At 63.1% G+C, this 17,626-nt stretch carries 16 protein-coding genes; 6 read left to right on the top strand and 10 right to left on the bottom strand.

Features of this window, described 5'->3' with window-relative positions; translation table 11 throughout:
• The first annotated feature begins 169 nt into the window (after nt 1-169).
• The 6 genes from HX824_RS30170 (at nt 170) to HX824_RS30195 (ending at nt 7,173) form a co-directional block, all read left to right on the top strand.
• Nucleotides 170-1,096, top strand: a complete 927-nt coding sequence (locus tag HX824_RS30170) for a substrate-binding domain-containing protein (RefSeq protein ID WP_003215780.1) — start codon at nt 170-172, stop codon at nt 1,094-1,096.
• A 63-nt stretch (nt 1,097-1,159) separates the two neighbouring features.
• Nucleotides 1,160-2,668: a sugar ABC transporter ATP-binding protein gene (locus tag HX824_RS30175; RefSeq protein ID WP_177055878.1), complete on the top strand. Its 1,509-nt coding sequence runs from the start codon at nt 1,160-1,162 to the stop codon at nt 2,666-2,668.
• The gene (locus tag HX824_RS30180) at nt 2,634-3,626 is read left to right on the top strand and encodes an ABC transporter permease (RefSeq protein WP_003215773.1); all 993 of its coding nucleotides are present in this window, start codon (nt 2,634-2,636) and stop codon (nt 3,624-3,626) included. Before HX824_RS30175 ends, HX824_RS30180 begins: the two co-directional genes overlap by 35 nt.
• Before the next feature lie 69 nt (nt 3,627-3,695).
• Nucleotides 3,696-4,775 (top strand): alcohol dehydrogenase catalytic domain-containing protein, encoded by a 1,080-nt coding sequence (locus HX824_RS30185; protein WP_032898587.1) that lies wholly within the window; start codon nt 3,696-3,698, stop codon nt 4,773-4,775.
• 1 nt (nt 4,776) lies between these two features.
• Nucleotides 4,777-6,309 carry an FGGY-family carbohydrate kinase gene (locus tag HX824_RS30190; protein ID WP_177055880.1) on the top strand — a complete coding sequence of 511 codons (1,533 nt, stop codon included), beginning with the start codon at nt 4,777-4,779 and terminating at the stop codon, nt 6,307-6,309.
• A gap of 138 nt (nt 6,310-6,447) precedes the next feature.
• A complete protein-coding gene (locus HX824_RS30195) occupies nt 6,448-7,173 on the top strand; it encodes an SDR family oxidoreductase (RefSeq protein ID WP_003215767.1) in 726 nt (241 codons plus the stop codon).
• Here HX824_RS30195 and HX824_RS30200 read toward each other — a convergent pair.
• The 10 genes from HX824_RS30200 to HX824_RS30245 form a co-directional block, all read right to left on the bottom strand.
• The gene (locus tag HX824_RS30200) at nt 7,170-8,174 is read right to left on the bottom strand and encodes a LacI family DNA-binding transcriptional regulator (protein ID WP_003215765.1); all 1,005 of its coding nucleotides are present in this window, start codon (nt 8,172-8,174) and stop codon (nt 7,170-7,172) included. The two genes, HX824_RS30195 and HX824_RS30200, sit on opposite strands and share 4 nt — an antisense overlap.
• Before the next feature lie 51 nt (nt 8,175-8,225).
• Nucleotides 8,226-9,089: a LysR family transcriptional regulator gene (locus tag HX824_RS30205; RefSeq protein ID WP_003215763.1), complete on the bottom strand. Its 864-nt coding sequence runs from the start codon at nt 9,087-9,089 to the stop codon at nt 8,226-8,228.
• A gap of 163 nt (nt 9,090-9,252) precedes the next feature.
• Complete coding sequence (locus tag HX824_RS30210) at nt 9,253-10,656, bottom strand: amidase (RefSeq protein WP_177055882.1); 1,404 nt, start codon at nt 10,654-10,656, stop codon at nt 9,253-9,255.
• Entirely contained in the window at nt 10,653-11,924 is a 1,272-nt protein-coding gene (locus HX824_RS30215; RefSeq protein ID WP_134326235.1) for a Zn-dependent hydrolase, read from the bottom strand. Before HX824_RS30215 ends, HX824_RS30210 begins: the two co-directional genes overlap by 4 nt.
• A gap of 13 nt (nt 11,925-11,937) precedes the next feature.
• Nucleotides 11,938-12,633 carry an ABC transporter ATP-binding protein gene (locus tag HX824_RS30220; RefSeq protein ID WP_008430585.1) on the bottom strand — a complete coding sequence of 232 codons (696 nt, stop codon included), beginning with the start codon at nt 12,631-12,633 and terminating at the stop codon, nt 11,938-11,940.
• Nucleotides 12,633-13,382, bottom strand: coding sequence for an ABC transporter ATP-binding protein (locus HX824_RS30225; RefSeq protein ID WP_003215756.1), 750 nt, complete (start codon nt 13,380-13,382; stop codon nt 12,633-12,635). Before HX824_RS30225 ends, HX824_RS30220 begins: the two co-directional genes overlap by 1 nt.
• Entirely contained in the window at nt 13,379-14,389 is a 1,011-nt protein-coding gene (locus HX824_RS30230; protein ID WP_087694650.1) for a branched-chain amino acid ABC transporter permease, read from the bottom strand. Before HX824_RS30230 ends, HX824_RS30225 begins: the two co-directional genes overlap by 4 nt.
• A gap of 1 nt (nt 14,390) precedes the next feature.
• On the bottom strand, nt 14,391-15,251 hold the full coding sequence (locus HX824_RS30235) for a branched-chain amino acid ABC transporter permease (protein WP_177055884.1): 861 nt from the start codon (nt 15,249-15,251) through the stop codon (nt 14,391-14,393).
• Between the two features lie 67 nt (nt 15,252-15,318).
• Nucleotides 15,319-16,521, bottom strand: a complete 1,203-nt coding sequence (locus HX824_RS30240; RefSeq protein WP_003215749.1) for an ABC transporter substrate-binding protein — start codon at nt 16,519-16,521, stop codon at nt 15,319-15,321.
• A gap of 96 nt (nt 16,522-16,617) precedes the next feature.
• A complete protein-coding gene (locus tag HX824_RS30245; RefSeq protein ID WP_008430577.1) occupies nt 16,618-17,388 on the bottom strand; it encodes a FadR/GntR family transcriptional regulator in 771 nt (256 codons plus the stop codon).
• Between the last annotated feature and the right edge of the window lie 238 nt (nt 17,389-17,626).

Genomic DNA, 17,626 nt, shown 5'->3' on the forward strand with positions numbered 1-17,626 from the left:
GTAAGAGCGGAACCATAAGCGGCCGTTACCGCAGCAACGGATATGTCCACCACACCCGCCACCACCGATCAAACACCCCTTGCGACCCCCCAATTTCTTTGCTAGCTTCTTACAAAATGTTAACGATAACATTTGCTCTAAAAATAAAAACAAAACAGAGATCCCCACCATGAAAATGCTTCCGAAAACCCTGTGTTTGTTGGCTCTGAGCATCAATCTTGGCACCGCTGGCCTGGCACTGGCCGACACCAAACCCGCCCCCATCCGCATCGGCGCGTCCTTCCAGGAAATCAACAACCCTTACTTCGTCACCATGAAAGACGCCCTGCAGGAAGCCGGGGCGACCATCGGTGCGCAGTTGATCATCACCGACGCCCGCCACGACGTGTCCAAACAGGTCAGCGACGTCGAAGACATGCTGCAAAAGGGCATCGACATCCTGCTGATCAACCCCACCGATTCCGTCGGCGTGCAATCAGCCGTCAAATCCGCCCACGCCGCCGGCGTAGTCGTGGTCGCCGTCGACGCCCAGGCCGAAGGCCCACTGGACTCCTTCGTCGGCTCGAAGAACTTCGACGCCGGCTTCCAGGCCTGCGAATACCTGGCCAAGAACATCGGCGACAAGGGCAATATCGCCATCCTCGACGGCATCGCCGTGGTACCGATCCTGGAGCGCGTGCGCGGTTGCAAGGAGGCCGTGGCCAAGCACCCGGACATCAAGATCGTGAGCATCCAGAACGGCAAGCAGGAACGTGACCAGGCGCTGACCGTCACCGAAAACATGCTGCAGGCCCAGCCCACCCTCAAGGGCATTTTCAGCGTCAACGACAACGGTTCCCTCGGCGCACTCTCGGCCATCGAAGCCAGTGGCCTGGATGTCAAGCTGGTGAGCGTCGACGGCGCACCGGAAGCGATCAAGGCCATCCAGAAACCCGGCAGCAAATTCATCGCCACCTCCGCGCAATACCCCCGTGACCAGATCCGCCTCGCCCTGGGCATCGCCCTGGCCAAGAAGTGGGGCTCGCAAGTACCGGCCACGATCCCGGTGGACATCACCCTGATCGACCAGGCCAAGGCCAAGGATTTCAGTTGGTAAAACACCCAGGCCCCACGCCAGGCGTGGGGCACAGGTCATCCATCTGAATATGAGGTCGGCGGTATGAGCAGTCTTCTGAAGCTGGAAAATATCTGTAAGCGCTACCCGGGGGTGCAAGCCCTCAAGGCGATTAACCTGGAAGTGCAGCGCGGCGAGATTCATGCCTTGCTCGGGGAAAACGGTGCAGGCAAATCGACCTTGATGAAGATCCTTGGCGGGGTCGAGCACCAGGACGAAGGGCAGATCCTGATCGACGGCGAGGCTCGGCAGTTCGCGACGTATCGTGATGCGATTGCCGCCGGCATCGGCATTGTGTTCCAGGAATTCAGCCTGATTCCCTACCTCACGGCGGTGGAAAATATTTTCCTCGGCCATGAGCTGAGCAACCGTTTTGGCCTGTTGCGCAAGCGCGAAATGGTCGAGGCGAGCGAGGCGTTGTTCAAGCGCCTCGGTGTCAGTATTGACCTGCAATGCGCGGTCAGGCACCTGAGCGTGGCCGAGCAGCAATTCGTCGAGATCGCCAAGGCGCTGGCCCTGGACGCGCGGCTGCTGGTGCTCGACGAACCCACCGCCACCCTCACGCCGAGCGAAGCCGAGCTGCTGTTCGAAATCATGCGTGAACTCAAGCGCCAGGGTGTGGCGGTGATTTTTATCTCCCACCACCTGGAGGAAATTTTCCAGGTCTGCGACCGCATCAGCGTGCTGCGCGACGGCGGCAATGTGGGCGTCACCGATGTGGCCGACAGCGATATCGACCGCCTGGTGGAAATGATGGTCGGGCGGCGCCTGGAGTGCAGTTTTCCGCCCAAGCCCACCGCCGCACGCGGGCCGCTGCTGCTGGAGGTCAAGGACATCCAGTTGGTGCGCAACGGCCCCCATAACCACTTTGAATTGCACAAGGGCGAGATTCTCGGCTTTGCCGGCCTGGTGGGTTCCGGGCGTACCGAATTGGCGCTGGGCATGATAGGCGCGCTGCCGTCGGTGAGCAAAGACGTGTGGCTGCGGGGTGAACAAATCACCCTCGACGACCCGGCCCAGGCCTTGGCCCATGGCATCGGCCTGCTGCCGGAAAGCCGCAAGACCGAAGGGCTGATCACCGATTTCAGCATTCGCGAAAACATCTCGCTCAACAACCTGCCCAAATACCAGAACGCCAGCGGCCTGATCGACAAGGACAAGGAATGCGCCAGCGTTGAAGCGCTGATGCGCCAGCTGTCGATCAAGGCCCCCAGCGGCGAGAGCCGGGTGTTCAACCTCAGCGGCGGCAACCAGCAGAAAGTCGTGATTGCCCGCTGGATCAACCATCACTGCGACGTGCTGGTGTTCGACGAACCCACCCGTGGCATCGACGTCGGTGCCAAGGCACAGATCTACGCACTGATGCGCAGCCTCACCGAACAGGGCTACGCAATCATCATGATTTCCTCGGAACTGCCGGAAGTCATCGGCATGTGCGACCGCGTCGCGGTGTTCCACAAGGGCGCCATCGTCAAGGTACTGGAAGCGTCTGCCGTCAATCCTCAAGAGGTCATGCGCCATGCAACAGGGGGCTCAAGTGAATACGTCCATTAATGCCGTGGGGCCTGGCCGGCTGCGCCTGAACCTGGCGCGGTTGATCCGCTCACCGGCGTTTTATCCCTTTGTCGGGCTGCTGGTGGTGACGTTGGTGATGATCTTCGCCAGCGATAACTTCCTGACGGCCAACAACCTGTCGAACATCGCGCGCCAGGTGTCGATCAACGCGATTATCGCGGTGGGCATGACCTGCGTGATTCTCACCGGCGGCATCGATTTGTCGGTGGGGCCGGTGATGGCGTTGTCCGGCACCTTGACCGCCGGCTTGATGGTCGCAGGCTTGCCGCCGGGCCTGGCAATTGGCGCCGGGATGCTGGTCGGCGTGGCGTTCGGCATCGGCAATGGCCTGTTCGTCGCCTACCTGCACATGCCGCCGATCATCGTCACCCTGGCGACCATGGGCATCGCCCGCGGGTTCGGCCTGATGTACACCGATGGCTACCCGATTTCCGGTTTGCCGGAGTGGTTCGGCTTCTTTGGCCGCGAAAGCCTGTTCGGCATTTCGGTGCCGATCCTGATCATGTTGGTGACGTACCTGGCGGCCTATGTGCTGCTGCAACACACCCGCATCGGCCGCTATATCTACGCGATCGGCGGCAACGAGGAAGCGGTGCGCCTGTCCGGCGTGCGGGCGGCGCGCTTCAAATTGCTGGTGTATGGCATCAGCGGTTTGACCGCCGCGATTGCCGGGCTGGTGCTGACCTCACGCTTGATGAGCGGCCAGCCGAATGCCGGGGTGTCGTTCGAACTCGACGCGATTGCCGCGGTGGTCCTGGGCGGCGCCTCGATTGCCGGTGGGCGCGGGGTAATCGTCGGCACCTTGCTCGGCGCCATGCTGCTGGGGGTGTTGAACAACGGCTTGAACATGCTCGGGGTCTCGCCCTATGTCCAGAGCGTGATCAAGGGCGGGATCATTTTGCTGGCGATCTTCATCAGCCGTCAGCGCCACAAGTAAACCGGTTATCTCCACGCGGCCATGGTGGCCGCGATGGGTTCTCTCATGCTCAAGAAAGGTCCGCACATCATGGAAAAGCACAACCAAATGCAAGCCGTCGTCTGCCACGGCCCGAAAGACTACCGCCTGGAACGCATCAGCAAACCCCAGGCGCGGGTCAATGAACTGGTGATTCGCATCGCCGCCTGCGGCATCTGCGCCAGTGACTGCAAATGCCACTCGGGCGCCGCGATGTTCTGGGGCGGCGATAACCCGTGGGTCAAGGCCCCGGTGGTGCCGGGGCACGAGTTCTTTGGCTACGTGGTGGAAGCGGGCGAGGGCGCCGAGGAGCACTTTGAGGTGAAGGTCGGCGACAAGGTGATCGCCGAGCAGATCGTGCCATGTGGCAAGTGCCGTTTCTGCAAGTCCGGCAAGTACTGGATGTGCGAGGTGCACAACATCTTCGGCTTCCAGCGTGAAGTGGCCGAAGGCGGCATGGCTCAGTATATGCGCATCCCGAAGACCGCCATTGTGCACAAGATTCCGGAGTCGGTGTCCCTGGAAGATTCGGCGCTGATCGAGCCGATGTCCTGCGCGATTCACACCGTCAACCGCGGTGAGATCCAGCTGGATGACGTGCTGGTGATCGCCGGTGCCGGCACCCTGGGCCTGTGCATGGTGCAAGTGGCCGCCCTGAAAACGCCGAAGAAACTGGTGGTGATCGACATGGTCGACGAGCGCCTGGAACTGGCGAAGCAGTACGGTGCCGACGTGGTGATCAACCCGTCCCGGGACAACGCCCGGGAGATCATCAACAGCCTGACCGACAACTACGGCTGCGACGTGTACATCGAAACCACCGGCGTACCGGCGGGCGTTACCCAGGGCCTGGACTTGATCCGCAAGCTCGGCCGGTTTGTCGAGTTCAGCGTGTTTGGCGCCGAGACCAGCGCCGACTGGTCGATCATCGGCGACCGCAAGGAGCTGGACGTACGCGGTGCGCACCTGGGGCCGTATTGCTACCCGGTGGCCATCGACTTGTTCGAGCGTGGCCTGGTGACGTCCAAGGGCATCGTGACCCATGACTTCGGGCTGGACAGCTGGGCCGAAGCGTTTGAGCTGGCCAACTCGACCAAGTCGATCAAGGTGCTGCTGAAGCCGGTGCTCTGACATGAACTACGTAATGGGTGTGGACATCGGCACGCAAAGCACCAAGGCGCTGCTGGTGGATGCGGACGGCCTGATCATCGCCCAGCACAGCCAGGGGTATCGCGTGGATACCCCGAAAGTGCGCTGGGCCGAGCAGTGGCCGCAGGTCTGGCTGGATGCGGTGGAGGCCTGCGTCGCCCAGTGCATGGCGAAGGCCGGCGTGGCAAAAGAGCAGGTCAAGGCGCTGTGCATCAGCAGCCTGTACGGCGGCTCGGGGATTGCCGTGGACGCGCAGATCACGCCGCTGCACCCGTGCCTGATCTGGATGGACCGGCGCGCGGGCGAGCAGGTGGAGTGGGTGCGCGAGCATGTGGAGCTGGAGCGGCTGTTTGCGGTCACCGGCAACTCGGTGGACAGCTACTACGGTTTCACCAAGATGCTCTGGCTCAAGCAGCACCAGCCGCAGGTGTGGGCCAACACCCGCTACCTGCTGCCGCCCAACAGCTACATCAACTGGTGCCTGACCGGTGAGTTGGCGGTGGACCACAGCAGCGCCGGCAATATCGGTGGCGTCTACGATGTGGCCCGGCGCGGCTGGTCGGCCGAGATGCTGGCGGCGCTTGGGATTCCGTTGGCGATGATGCCGGAGCGTTTGCTGTATTCCGGTGAAGTGGTCGGTGGTTTGCTGGAGGAATGGGCCCGGCGGTTGGGCTTGCAGGCCGGTACGCCGATCCTGGCCGGGGGCGTGGATGCGGCCATGGCCACATTGGCGGCCGGGGTGACGCGGCCGGGCAATCACGTGGCGATGATCGGCACCAGCATGTGCTGGGGTTATCTCAATCAGCAGGTGGATGCGCGCCATGGCCTGGTGAGCATGCCCCACGTCTATAACGGCCATCAGGACCTGTACATCTTCGGTGGTGCGATCACCGCCGGGGCGTCGGTGAGCTGGTTTCGCGAACAGTTCTGCCAGGCGGAGGAGCAGCAGGCGAAAGAGACGGGCCAGGACAGTTTGTGGCTGCTGGAGCAGAGCGCCGCGAAGATCCCGGCGGGCAGTGAAGGGCTGTTGTTCCTGCCGTATCTCATGGGCGAACGCAGCCCGGTGTGGGATGACCGGGCCAGCGGCAGCTTTGTCGGGCTGAACCTCTATCACAGCCGGATCCACCTGTACCGCGCAGTGCTCGAAGGGGTGAGTTTTGCCCTGCGGCACAATATCGAAGCGGGCACCCGTGGGGCGCATTCCCTTGATCCACGGCTGATTGTGGTGGGCGGAGCGAGCCACTCGGATTTGTGGATGCAGATTATTGCGGACATCACCCACTACCCGGTCTACACCATCGTGCAAGAGGTGGAGGCAGCGCTGGGTGCGGCGTTGCTGGCGGCCCATGCGGTGGGGTTGGTGGATGATCGGGAGATGGAGAAAGGTTGGGTGCAGTTGGAGCTGCGGGCGGAGCCGGAGGCGGGGAATGTCGGGGTGTATGACCGGGCGTTTGCCCGCTATCTGGAGCTGTATCCGGCCTTGAAACCGGTGATGCACAGCTTGCAATTGAATTAAGCGAACACTGATCCAAATGTGGGAGCGGGCTTGCTCGCGAATACGGTGTATCAGTGCCGGATTTATTGCCTGACCCACCGCATTCGCGAGCAAGCCCGCTCCCACATGGGATCTCCATCGTTTTAGAGATCGTGAACCATGAACGCTATTTTTGACTTCACCAAGCAGCGCATCCTCGTCACCGGCGCCAGCAGCGGCATCGGCCGGGAAATTGCCCTCCAACTGATCGCCAGCGGCGCCCAGGTTTTCGCCCTGGGCCGCGACGCTCAGGCCCTGGCCCAACTCGGTTGCGAAACCCTGTGCCTGGACATCGCCAACAGCGCCGCCCTGGACCTGGCCCTGCAAGGCCTGCCGCCGATGCATGGACTGGTCAACTGCGCCGGCATTTCCCGCCTGGAACCCGCCGCGGCCATCAGCGCCGAAGCCTTCGACCAGGTGATGAACGTCAACGCCCGCGCCGCGGCCCAGGTCGCCAGCCGTATCGCTGCGGCGATGATTGAAGCGAAGATTCCCGGCAGCATCGTCAACGTCTCAAGCCAGGCCTCACTGGTAGCCCTGGACGATCACCTCGGCTACTGCGCCTCCAAGGCCGCACTGGACGCCATCACCCGCGTGCAATGCGCCGAATGGGGCCGCTTCGGAATTCGCGTCAACAGCGTCAACCCCACCGTCACCCTCACGCCCATGGCACAGATGGCCTGGTCGGCGCCCGCCAAGCGCGACCCGGCATTGGCGGCGATTCCCCTGGGGCGATTTGCCGAAACGGCGGAAGTGGCCCTGCCGGTGTTGTTCCTGCTGAGCGATGCCGCCAGCATGATCAGCGGCGTCAGCCTGCCGATCGACGGCGGCTACACCAGCCGCTAGCCGTTCTCCAGCTTGCCGGCGATCACCACCTTGTCCCGCGGTTTGTGCGGGTCTTCGAGACGGTCCAGCAGCAGCCGCACCGCGCTGCTGCCGGCCAGTGACGCGTCGTGGGCCACGCAGGCAATCGGCACGCCGAAGATATCGGCAAAGGGCAGGCGGTCGATGCCGCAGATGGTCAGGCTGTCGTGGGGGATGTTGTGCATGCGCAGCGCACGCAGCGCGCCCAGGGTGATCAACTGGTTGAAGCCCATGATCGCGTCCGGCGCCGAGTGCTCGGCCAGATAGTCGAGGGTGTGCAGGTAGGAGGGCATCAGCGTGTAGTCGCCGGCACACACTTCAACGTGCACCTGAGGATGCTCGGCCAGCACTTCTTTCAGGCCCTTGAGGCGTTCCATGGTGATGCGCGAATGCTCGGGCCCGGTCAGCACCAGCAGGCGCTTGAGGTTCGGGGTTTGCCGCACCAGGTACTGCGCCGCCTCGATGCCGCTGTGATAGTTGTCCAGCACCACGCGGCTGAACGGGCTGTCGTGGATCGTGCGATCGAGCAGCACCACCGGCGTCTTGCCGTTACCCAGGCGCTCCAGATAGTCCGGCTGGTAGCTGGGCTCGTCGGAGACCGGCGACAGGATGATCCCCGCCACGCGGTAGCCCAGCAGTGTGTCGACTGCCTTGCTTTCCAGTTCTTCCAGTTCGTCGGTATCCACCAGCATGATGGTGTAGCCGTGCTTTTTCGCCTCGCGGGAAATCGCCTTGATCATCTCGCTGTAGAAGGGGTTGTCGACCGAAGCGGTGATCACGCCGATGATCAGGCTTTCACTGCGCTTGAGCCCGCGGGCAAAGGCGTTGGGCACATAGTCCAGCTCCCGCGCCACTTCGAGAATCCGCGCCAGGGTGGCGGGCTTGACCAGGTCGGGTTTGCTCAGCGCCCGGGACACCGTGATGGTGGTCATGTTGACCCGTTTGGCGATGTCGCTGATGGTGACGGACTTTTTCTTGTTCATCGGCAGGGGGGAACCAGGAGAAAACAACCTGAGGCTACCATGGGCACGGCTTCAAATCACCGGATCCCAGCGCTGCGACCAATCCTTTTCGGCCTCCACCACCGCCCGCAGCAAGGCCAGTGCCTGCTGCAAAACCGCCGAGTCGCGCTCGCGGGAATACACCAGGTACGTCGGGAAGCTGAACTCCGGCGCCTTGGGCACCCGTTCCATCACACCGCTGTCGAGGTAGCTCTGTACGACCCGCGTGCGGAAATACCCGGCACCGCCGTTTTCCAGGATGTACTGCAACGCCAGTGGCCCCAGATTGAAACTCAGGGCTGCGCGGGCCTTGTCCGGCAGTGCGGCGTCGTGCTGCTGGCGAAAGCCCTGGCCCCAGTCGATATACACGTAGGGCTCGGGCCGGGCGGCCAGTTGCACCAGGATCAGTTTTTCTTCCAGCACCTGCTCCACCTGCAACCCCGGCCAGTATTGCGGCTGGAACACCAGCGCGGCGTCCAGCACCCCCAGTTCCAGCTGGCGCAACAGGTACTCGCCTTCGCGAATCTCGGTGCGCAGGGCATGGCCGGGAATGTGTTCCCGCAAGGCCTGGGCCCAGCCGAGCATCAGCGGGTTGCACAGGCTGACTTCGCCACCGATGTGCAGCACGTTGCGGTAGCCATCGGGTAATGGCAGGTCGCGGCGTGCGGCTTCCCAGGTCTGGACAAGCTGGTTGGCGTAGACCACGAACGCCTCGCCGTCCGGGGTCAGGCGGGCACCGGCGCGGTTGCGCACGAACAGGGTACTGTTGAGCTGGCTTTCGAGGTTTTTGACCCGGGCGGTGATTGCCGTCTGGGTGACGTGCAGTTTCTCGGCCGCCGCGGCGAGGCTGCCGCAGCGGGTGATTTCGAGGAAGGTGCGTGCCAGTTCGATGTCCATGAAACCCCCTTGGATGATAGGAGGCATTGTAGGGGCTGATGATTGGAATACGGACAAAAATGTGGGAGCGGGCTTGCTCGCGAAGGCGGTGTGTCAGTCAAGATATCCGGTGACTGACACACCGCCTTCGCGAGCAAGCCCGCTCCCACAGTTTGATTGCATTTCAAGTTGGGGTTTTGGGGGCTTGCAGGTGCTCGGTTGGAAAAGCCTTGGCATACGCCTGGCAAACTCTCAGCACCTGCTCATCCGCAAACCGCGCCCCCACCACATGCAGCCCCACCGGCAACCCATTGGCCGCCAACCCGCACGGCACCGACGCCGCCGGTTGCTGGGTCAGGTTGAAGGGATAGGTAAATGGCGTCCACTCCATCCATTCCCCTAGTCCCGAACCCGGCGGCACATTGTGCCCGGCCTCGAACGCGGTGATCGGCATCATCGGCGAAACCAGCACATCGTAATGCTCATGGAATGCCGCCATGCGCGCCACGAGCGCTGCCCGTGCTTCCAGCGCAGCGCTGTAATCGCTGAGGCTGATCTGCTCGCCCAGTCGGGCAATGCGCAGCAACCCCGGGTCCATCAATTGCCGCTGCGCATCGCTCAACGGCCCGGCCAGGCGTGCTGCACCGGCAAACCATAAAGTATTGAACACCTCCAGCGGATCACTGAACCCCGGATCAATCTGTTCAACCTGCGCGCCCAGCTGCACCAGGCCTTCTATCGCCTGGGCGACCACCCTGGCCACTTGCGGGTCCACGTCGACATAACCGAAGTTCGGGCTATAGGCGATACGCAGCCCCTTCAAATCAGCCCCGGCGTGCAACCATGGCGTGGTCCGGGGCGCGCCGATCAAACCATCCCGCGCATCCGGCTGGGCGATGGTTTGCAGCATCAGCACCGAGTCTTCCACGGTGCGGGTCATCGGCCCCAGGTGCGACAGAATCGTCATCGAACTGGCCGGCCATTGCGGCACATAACCGAAGGTCGGCTTGATGCCGAAGGTGCCGGTGAAGGCACAGGGGATCCGGATCGAGCCGCCGGCATCGCTGCCCTGGTGCAGTACGCCAAGGTTCAGGGCTGCCGCCGCACCGGCACCACCGGACGAACCGCCCGCCGTCATGCGCGTGTCCCACGGGTTGCGGGTAATGCCATACAGCGGGTTATCGGTGACGCCTTTCCAGCCGAATTCCGGTGTGGTGGTCTTGCCCAGCAATACCGCGCCGGCCTTGCGCATGAAGGCCGAGAAGGGCGCATCCACATCCCATCGACCCTCGGCGGATGTGGTACGCGAACCCTTGCGCGTCGGCATGCCGATGGTCTGCGTCAGGTCCTTGATGGAGGAGGGCACCCCGTCCAGGGCCCCGCACGGCTGGCCCTTGAGCCAGCGCTGTTCCGAATCCCGCGCCGCCTTCAAGGCGCCTTCCGGGTCGACGTGGCAGTAGGCGTTGACCGCCGGGTTGTAGCGTTCGATCCGCAGCAATGCGTCTTCGGTGACCTCCACCGGCGACAGGCTTTTATCCCGATAGCGGGCCAGCAGCTCAACTGCGGTCAGGTTGGCGATATCCGTCATGCCGCTTTACCTCCTTGCGCCGCGTTGACCATGGCCCGCAGCAACACCGCGCAGCCCGCCGCCAGGTCATCCGGCGCGGCGTTCTCGATTTCGTTATGGCTGATGCCGCCTTCGCACGGCACAAAGATCATTCCGGCCGGGCCCAGTTCGGCGACGAAGATCGCGTCATGCCCGGCGCCGCTGACGATGTCCATATGGCTCAGGCCCAGGCTGCTCGCGCCATCACGCACGGCGTTGACACAGGCAGGGTTGAAGTCCAGTGGCGGGAAGTCGGCAGTGGGTGTCAGCTCAAAGCTCAAGCCGTGTTGCTCGGCGGTGGCTTCGATCACCTGGCGCACTTCGTCGACCATCGCTTGCAGCTTGTCGGCGTGCAGGTGGCGCAGGTCGATGGTCATGTGCACCTGGCCGGGAATCACGTTGCGTGAGCCGGGATGCAGGCTCAGGCAACCGACGGTGCCGCAGGCGTGGGGTTGTTGTTCGTGGGCGATGCGATTCACCGCGCTGACCACTTGCGCCGCGCCTACCAGTGCGTCCTTGCGCAGGTGCATTGGCGTCGGGCCCGCGTGGGCTTCGACGCCAGTGAGCGTCAGGTCGAACCACTTCTGGCCCAGGCAGCCCATGACCACGCCGATGGTGGTGGCCTGGTCTTCCAGCACCGGACCCTGCTCGATATGCGCCTCGAAATAGGCGCCCACCGGATGGCCCAGCACGGCGCGGGAACCGGCATAGCCGATGCGCTGCAATTCAGCGCCCACCGACAGCCCTTGCTCGTCCTGTTTGTCGAGGGTTTCCTGCAGGTCGAACTTACCGGCGAACACCCCGGAACCCATCATGCACGGCGGGAATCGCGAGCCTTCTTCGTTGGTCCACACCACCACTTCAATCGGCGCTTCGGTCTCGATGTTCAAATCATTGAGGGTGCGGATCACCTCCAGTCCAGCCATCACGCCGTAGCAACCGTCGAATTTGCCGCCGGTAGGCTGGGTGTCGATATGGCTGCCGGTCATCACCGGCGCCAGTGCCGGATTACGCCCGGCACGGCGGGCAAAGATATTGCCGATGGCGTCGACGCTGACGCTGCATCCGGCGGCTTCGCACCATTGCACGAACAGGTCGCGGGCCTGGCGGTCGAGGTCGGTAAGGGCCAGGCGGCACACGCCGCCCTTGGGTGTGGCGCCGAGGCGGGCGAGGTCCATCAGCGATTGCCACAGGCGCTCGCGGTTGATCAGCGGGGCGTTGCTCTGGAGCGGTTGCGCAAAACTATTCATCAGCAGTCTCCGGTCAGGCACTCAGGGCCAGGTAACGGTTCTTGATCGTCGGGTCGGCGCGGAAGGCTTCGGCACTGCCTTCGTACACCACGCGGCCCTGTTCGAGGACGTAATGGCGGTCGGCGAGCTTGTCGCAGACCATCAGGTTCTGTTCCACCAGCAGCACCGGCAGGCCGTCTTCCTTGACCTTGCGCAGGATCTTCACCAGCTCGTCGACGATCACCGGCGCGAGGCCTTCGGTGGGCTCATCGAGGATCAGCAGCTTGGGATCGTTGAGCAGCGCGCGGGCGATGGCGAGCATCTGTTGCTCACCGCCGGACAGCGCGTGGCCGGCGTTTTTGCGGCGCTCCTTGAGGCGCGGGAACATGCCGTACACGTCTTCCATCTGCCAGCGGCTGGTCTTGCGCACGGCAATGCGCAGGTTTTCCTCCACCGTGAGCAGGCGGAAAATCCCGCGGTTCTCCGGCACCAGCGCCAGGCCCTGGCGGGCGATTTCGAAGATTTTCTGCCCCACCAGCGGCTGGCCGTTGAAGTGAATCTGGCCCTGGCGCGGGCAGATAATCCCGAGGATGCTGCGCAGGGTGGTGGTCTTGCCGGCACCGTTGCGCCCCAGCAGGGTCACCAGTTCGCCAGGGTTGACGGTCAGGGACACGCCTTCAAGGACGTGGCTCTTGTCGTAGTAGGAATGGATATTGTCGACGGTCAGCATCAGGCGGCTTCTCCCAGGTAGGCGGTGCGCACGCGCTCGTCGGCGCGCACGAATTCCGGTGTGCCTTCCACCAGGATCTGGCCGTGGCTCATCACGGTAATGCGTTGGCTGATGGACATGACGATGCTCATGTTGTGCTCGATCAACAGCACCGTATGGTCGCGGCCGAGGTCGCTGATCAGTTGGGTCATGATCGGGATGTCGTCGATGCCCATGCCCGAGGTGGGTTCATCGAGCATCAGCAGCTTGGGTCTGGAGCAGATCGACATGCCGACTTCCAGCACCCGCTGCTGGCCGTGGGACAACTCGCCGGCCAGGGTGTCGGCGCGGGCGGTGAGTTGCAGGCGTTCCAGCACCTGGTCGGCCATTTCCAGGTGTTCGCGCTTGCTGTCGACCCGGCGCCAGAAGTTCAGGGCGCGGGCTCCGTCGCGGCCCTGGGCGGCCAGGCGCAGGTTTTCGCGCACGCTGAGGTTCTGGAACAGGCTGGTGAGCTGGAACGAGCGCGCCATGCCCAGGCCGACGCGGCCGTGGGCCGGTTTGCGCATCAGGTTCTTGCCGTCGAAATGAATTGCTCCGGCGGTGGCCTGGCGTTCGCCGGTCAGGCAGTGGAACAGGCTGGTCTTGCCCGCGCCGTTCGGGCCGATGATGGTGTGGATGGTGCCGGCTTCCACCTTGAGGTTGACGCCGTTCACCGCGTGGAACGCACCGTAGGCCAGTTCCAGGTTCTTGGTTTCCAGCAGGATGCTCATGACAGCTTCTCCTTGGTCACAACGTCGGCCTTGCGGCTGCCGCGCACACGGTCGAACAGGGTCGACAGACCGCCCCACAAACCGCCGCGCATGAAGATCACCACCAGGATCAGGATCACCCCCAGCAGCATCAGCCAGCGCGGCCACAGATCGGAAAGGAAGTCCCCCAGCAGCACGATGGAACCGGCGCCCAGCAACGAGCCGAACAGCGAGCCGGTGCCGCCGACGATGGTCATGATCAGGATGTTTTCGGACATCGCCAGGTCGATGTTCGACAGCGGCACAAAGTGCAGCAGCATCGCGTACAGCGCCCCGGCAATCCCGGTGACGGCGCCGGACAACACGAACACCAGGATCTTGAAGTGGCGGGTGTCATAGCCGATGGCCGAAGCGCGGGTTTCGTTTTCGCGAATCGCCATCAGCGTGCTGCCGAAGGGCGAGGCGATCACCCGGCGGGCGCCGATGAAGATCAGCAGGAACAGCACCGCGACAAACCCGTAGAACGCGCGGGCGTCGGTCAGCGACAGCAGCACGGTGTCACCGATGCGGATTTCCGGGCGCGGCACGCTGAGCAGGCCGTTGTCGCCGCCGGTCCAGTCGCTCAGGGTGTAGGCGACGAAGTAGGCCATCTGGCTGAAGGCTAGGGTCAGCATCACGAAGTAAATGCCGGTGCGACGGATCGCCAGGGCGCCCACCAGGAAAGCCAGGAAACCACCGGCGACGGCGGCACCCAGCAGTGCGCTGAACAGCCCCAGTTGCAGGTGAATCATCAACAGCGCCGCGCAGTAGGCGCCGGCCCCGAAGAAGATGCCTTGGCCGAACGACAGCAGCCCGGTGTAACCCAGCAGCAGGTTGCAGGCGAGGGCGGCCATGGCAAAGATCAGGATCTCGGTGGCCAGGGTCGCCGAGGGCAGAATCAACGGCAGGCCGATCAACACCACGAGCACCAACAGCAGCATGTAGCGCGACTGGGTCTTGGCGAACGGCAAGGGATTTTTCTCGCTCATGTCAGGCTCTCCCGAATAGGCCGTAAGGACGCACCAGGATCACCACGGCCATTGCGCCGTAGATCATCAGGCTCGCGCCCTGGGGCCAGAGTGTGGTCATCAGGCTTTGCACCACGCCGACCAGCAGGCCGCCCACCAGTGCACCGCTGAAGGAACCCATGCCGCCGATCACCACCACCACGAACGCCACGCCGAGGATTTCCGGGCCGACAAAGGGCTGGGCGCCGCGCAACGGGGCGAACAGCACACCGGCCACACCGGCGAGGGCCACGCCGAGGGCGAAGGTCATGGAGAACAGGCGGAAAATGTTGGTGCCCAGCAGGGACACGGTTTCCGTGCTTTCACTGCCGGCCCGCACCAGGGCGCCGAAGCGCGTGCGTTCCAGCAGCAGCCACAGGCCAAGGCCAACGAGGCCGGAGAACACGATCAGGAACAGGCGGTAGTAGGGGTAGACAAAATCGCCCACCACCAGCACCCCGCGCAGCAATTCCGGTACGGCGACACTCTTGCCCACCGGGCCCCAGATCATCACGCTGGCTTCCTGGATGATCAGGGCAATCCCCAGGGTCACCAGAATCTGGAACATGTGCGGCAAGTGATAAATCCGCTGGATCAATAATCGCTCGATCACCCAGGCCAGCGCGGCCACCACCAGCGGCGCGATCAGCAGTGCCATCCAGAAGCTGCCGGTGAGGCTGACGGCGGTGTAGCAGATGTAGGCGCCCAGCAAAAAGAACGCACCGTGGGCGAAGTTGACGAAGTTCAGCAGGCCGAAAATGATCGTCAAGCCGACCGCGATCAGGAAGTAGATCATCCCAAGGCCCAGGCCGTTGAGAATCTGGAACAGGTAAAGATTAAGCATGCAGGAACCCTCGGCAGGTGGCCGCATGAGCGGCCCTGCGCTGTGTCACCAGTAGATTTTCAGCGGATCAGCCGAGCACGCAGCCCGTGGCTTCCACCGGCGGGAACGACTGGCCGGAGCTGAGCACCTTGGCCAGATCGTCCTTGTCGGCCATGTCGCCTGCGGCCTTGCCCACCAGCAGGTAGTAGTCCTTGATCACCTGATGGTCGCCGGCGCGGATCGACTCCTTGCCGGTGGGGCCTTCGTAGCTCAGGCCCTGCATGGCCTTGGCCACGGTCGGCCCGTCGAAACTGCCGGTGGAGATGATGGTTTCGAGCATGACCTTGGTGCTGATGTAGTCGGCGGCCAGCGGGTAAGTGGGGTTGATGCCGTATTTGGCCTTGGTGAGTTTCACCAGGTCACGGTTGAGCGGGGTGTCGACCTGATGCCAGTACTGAGCGCCGAGGTACACACCTTCCAGTACGTCACTGCCCAGCTCCTGGAACTGGTCGAGGCCGGCGGACCACACCAGCAACACTTTCATGCGCTCCTTGATACCGAAGTTCACCGCCTGACGCAGGGTGTTGGACGACTGGCTGCCGAAGTTCAGCAGCACCAGCACGTCGGGTTTGGCGGCGATGGCATTGGTCAGGTAGCCGGAGAACTCCTGCTCCTGCAGCGAGTGGTAGCTGTTGCCGGCGTGTTCCAGGCCATGCTCGGCCAGCACCGATTTGGCGCCTTCGAGCAGGGCTTCGCCGAACACGTATTGCGGGGTGATGGTGTACCAGCGCTTGGCGTCGGGCAGCAGCTTGATCAGCGGCACGAGGGTCTCGCGGATCGCGCCGTAGGTCGGCACCGACCAGCGGAACGTGGCGCTGTTGCAGTCCTTGCCGGTGACTTCATCGGCGCCCACCGGGGTCATGAACACGCCACCGGCCTTGCTCACTTCCTTGGCCACCGCGAGTGCCGAAGACGACAGGGTACAGCCCTGGAAAAAGCGTGCGCCGTCCTGCTGGATCGCTTCCTGGACTTTACGCACGGCCTTGCCGGCGTTGCCTTCGGTGTCGATCACTTTGTAGACCAGCGGGCGGCCGAGTAACTCGGGATGCTGTTCCACCGCGAGGCGTGAACCCATGTCGGCAAATTTGCCATAACTGGCAAAGGCGCCAGACATGGACTTGAGGCCGTAAAAGGTAAAAGGCTCGGCGGCGAATGCAGAACGCACGCTCAGCGGGAGACTGAGGGCGGCGGCTGCGGTGAGACTGGCTTTCAACAACGTACGACGCTGCATGGGGTGACTCCCTGGATTAGTTATTGGCAGGAGTGGCAATGGCGATACGGTGGAGCACGGCCTGTGGGCAGGCCTTTTATTGGTGGAGGGTGCGGCTTAGTGGTTGTGGTCGAACTCCAGCAGAAAGTGCGGGCTGACTTCACCTTCAAGGGCGGTCATGTGGTGTTCGGCGTCGCACATGTGTTCGTGCATCAGGCTGCGTACGGTGGCTTCGTCTTCGGCCCGGAAGGCGATCAGCAGTTGTTTGTGGTAGTCGAGGTTGGCGGCGTCGAATTGCTTGCGCTTGGGTTTGTAGGCTTTTTTCAGCACGACCAGGTCACGCAGCAGGTCGTTGAGGAATTGCGCCATGAAGCTCAGCAGCGGGTTGGGGCAGGCCTTGGCCAGCAGGTTGTGGAATTCGAGTTCGGCGATGCGTTGTTCGCGTTGGCCGGCTTCGCTGTCTTCGGGGGCGCTGCAGAAATCGACGTTGTCCTGGAGGGCGCGGTAGTCGTCTTCGCTCAGGCGGCCCAGGACCGAGACGGCGAGTTCGACTTCGATGACTTTGCGCAGCTGGTAGACCTGTTGGCCGTCCAGGTGCTGGAAGTGCAGGTAGTTGCGCAGGGCGCGGCTGGCGGGTTCGGTGCCGGCCTGGTTGAGATAGGCGCCGCCGCTCGGGCCGGTGCGGGTGTTGACCAGGCCTTCGACTTCCAGCGCCTTGAGGGCTTCGCGGGCGGAGCCTTTGGAGCACTGGAAGCTTTCCATCAGTTCGCGTTCGGTGGGCAAGCGGTCGCCGGGCTTCAGGGCGTCGGTGACGATGGAGCGTTTGACCGACTCGACGATCACGTCGGAGAGCTTCTGGCGTTTGCGGCGCAGCGGGCGGCTTAGCATGGTGTTTGATTGATCCTATTAATGCGGATTAATAGTACTTAATAGGGGTTTGGGGTGGGGCGTCAACGGAGGGGGTCGCTTTTGGTTTGGATGGGTCGTAAATGGTGGGGGTGTGCATATCCGTTGCTGCGGTAACGGCCGCCTATGGTTCCGCTCTTACAGCGGCTCACTTTTGGCAAACGCCCGGAATGCCGGCCCAGCCAAAAGTAACCAAAAGGTCTTTGCCCCACCACTCGGT

The sequence above is a fragment of the Pseudomonas sp. D4002 genome, from assembly GCF_013385665.1.
GTDB lineage: Bacteria > Pseudomonadota > Gammaproteobacteria > Pseudomonadales > Pseudomonadaceae > Aquipseudomonas.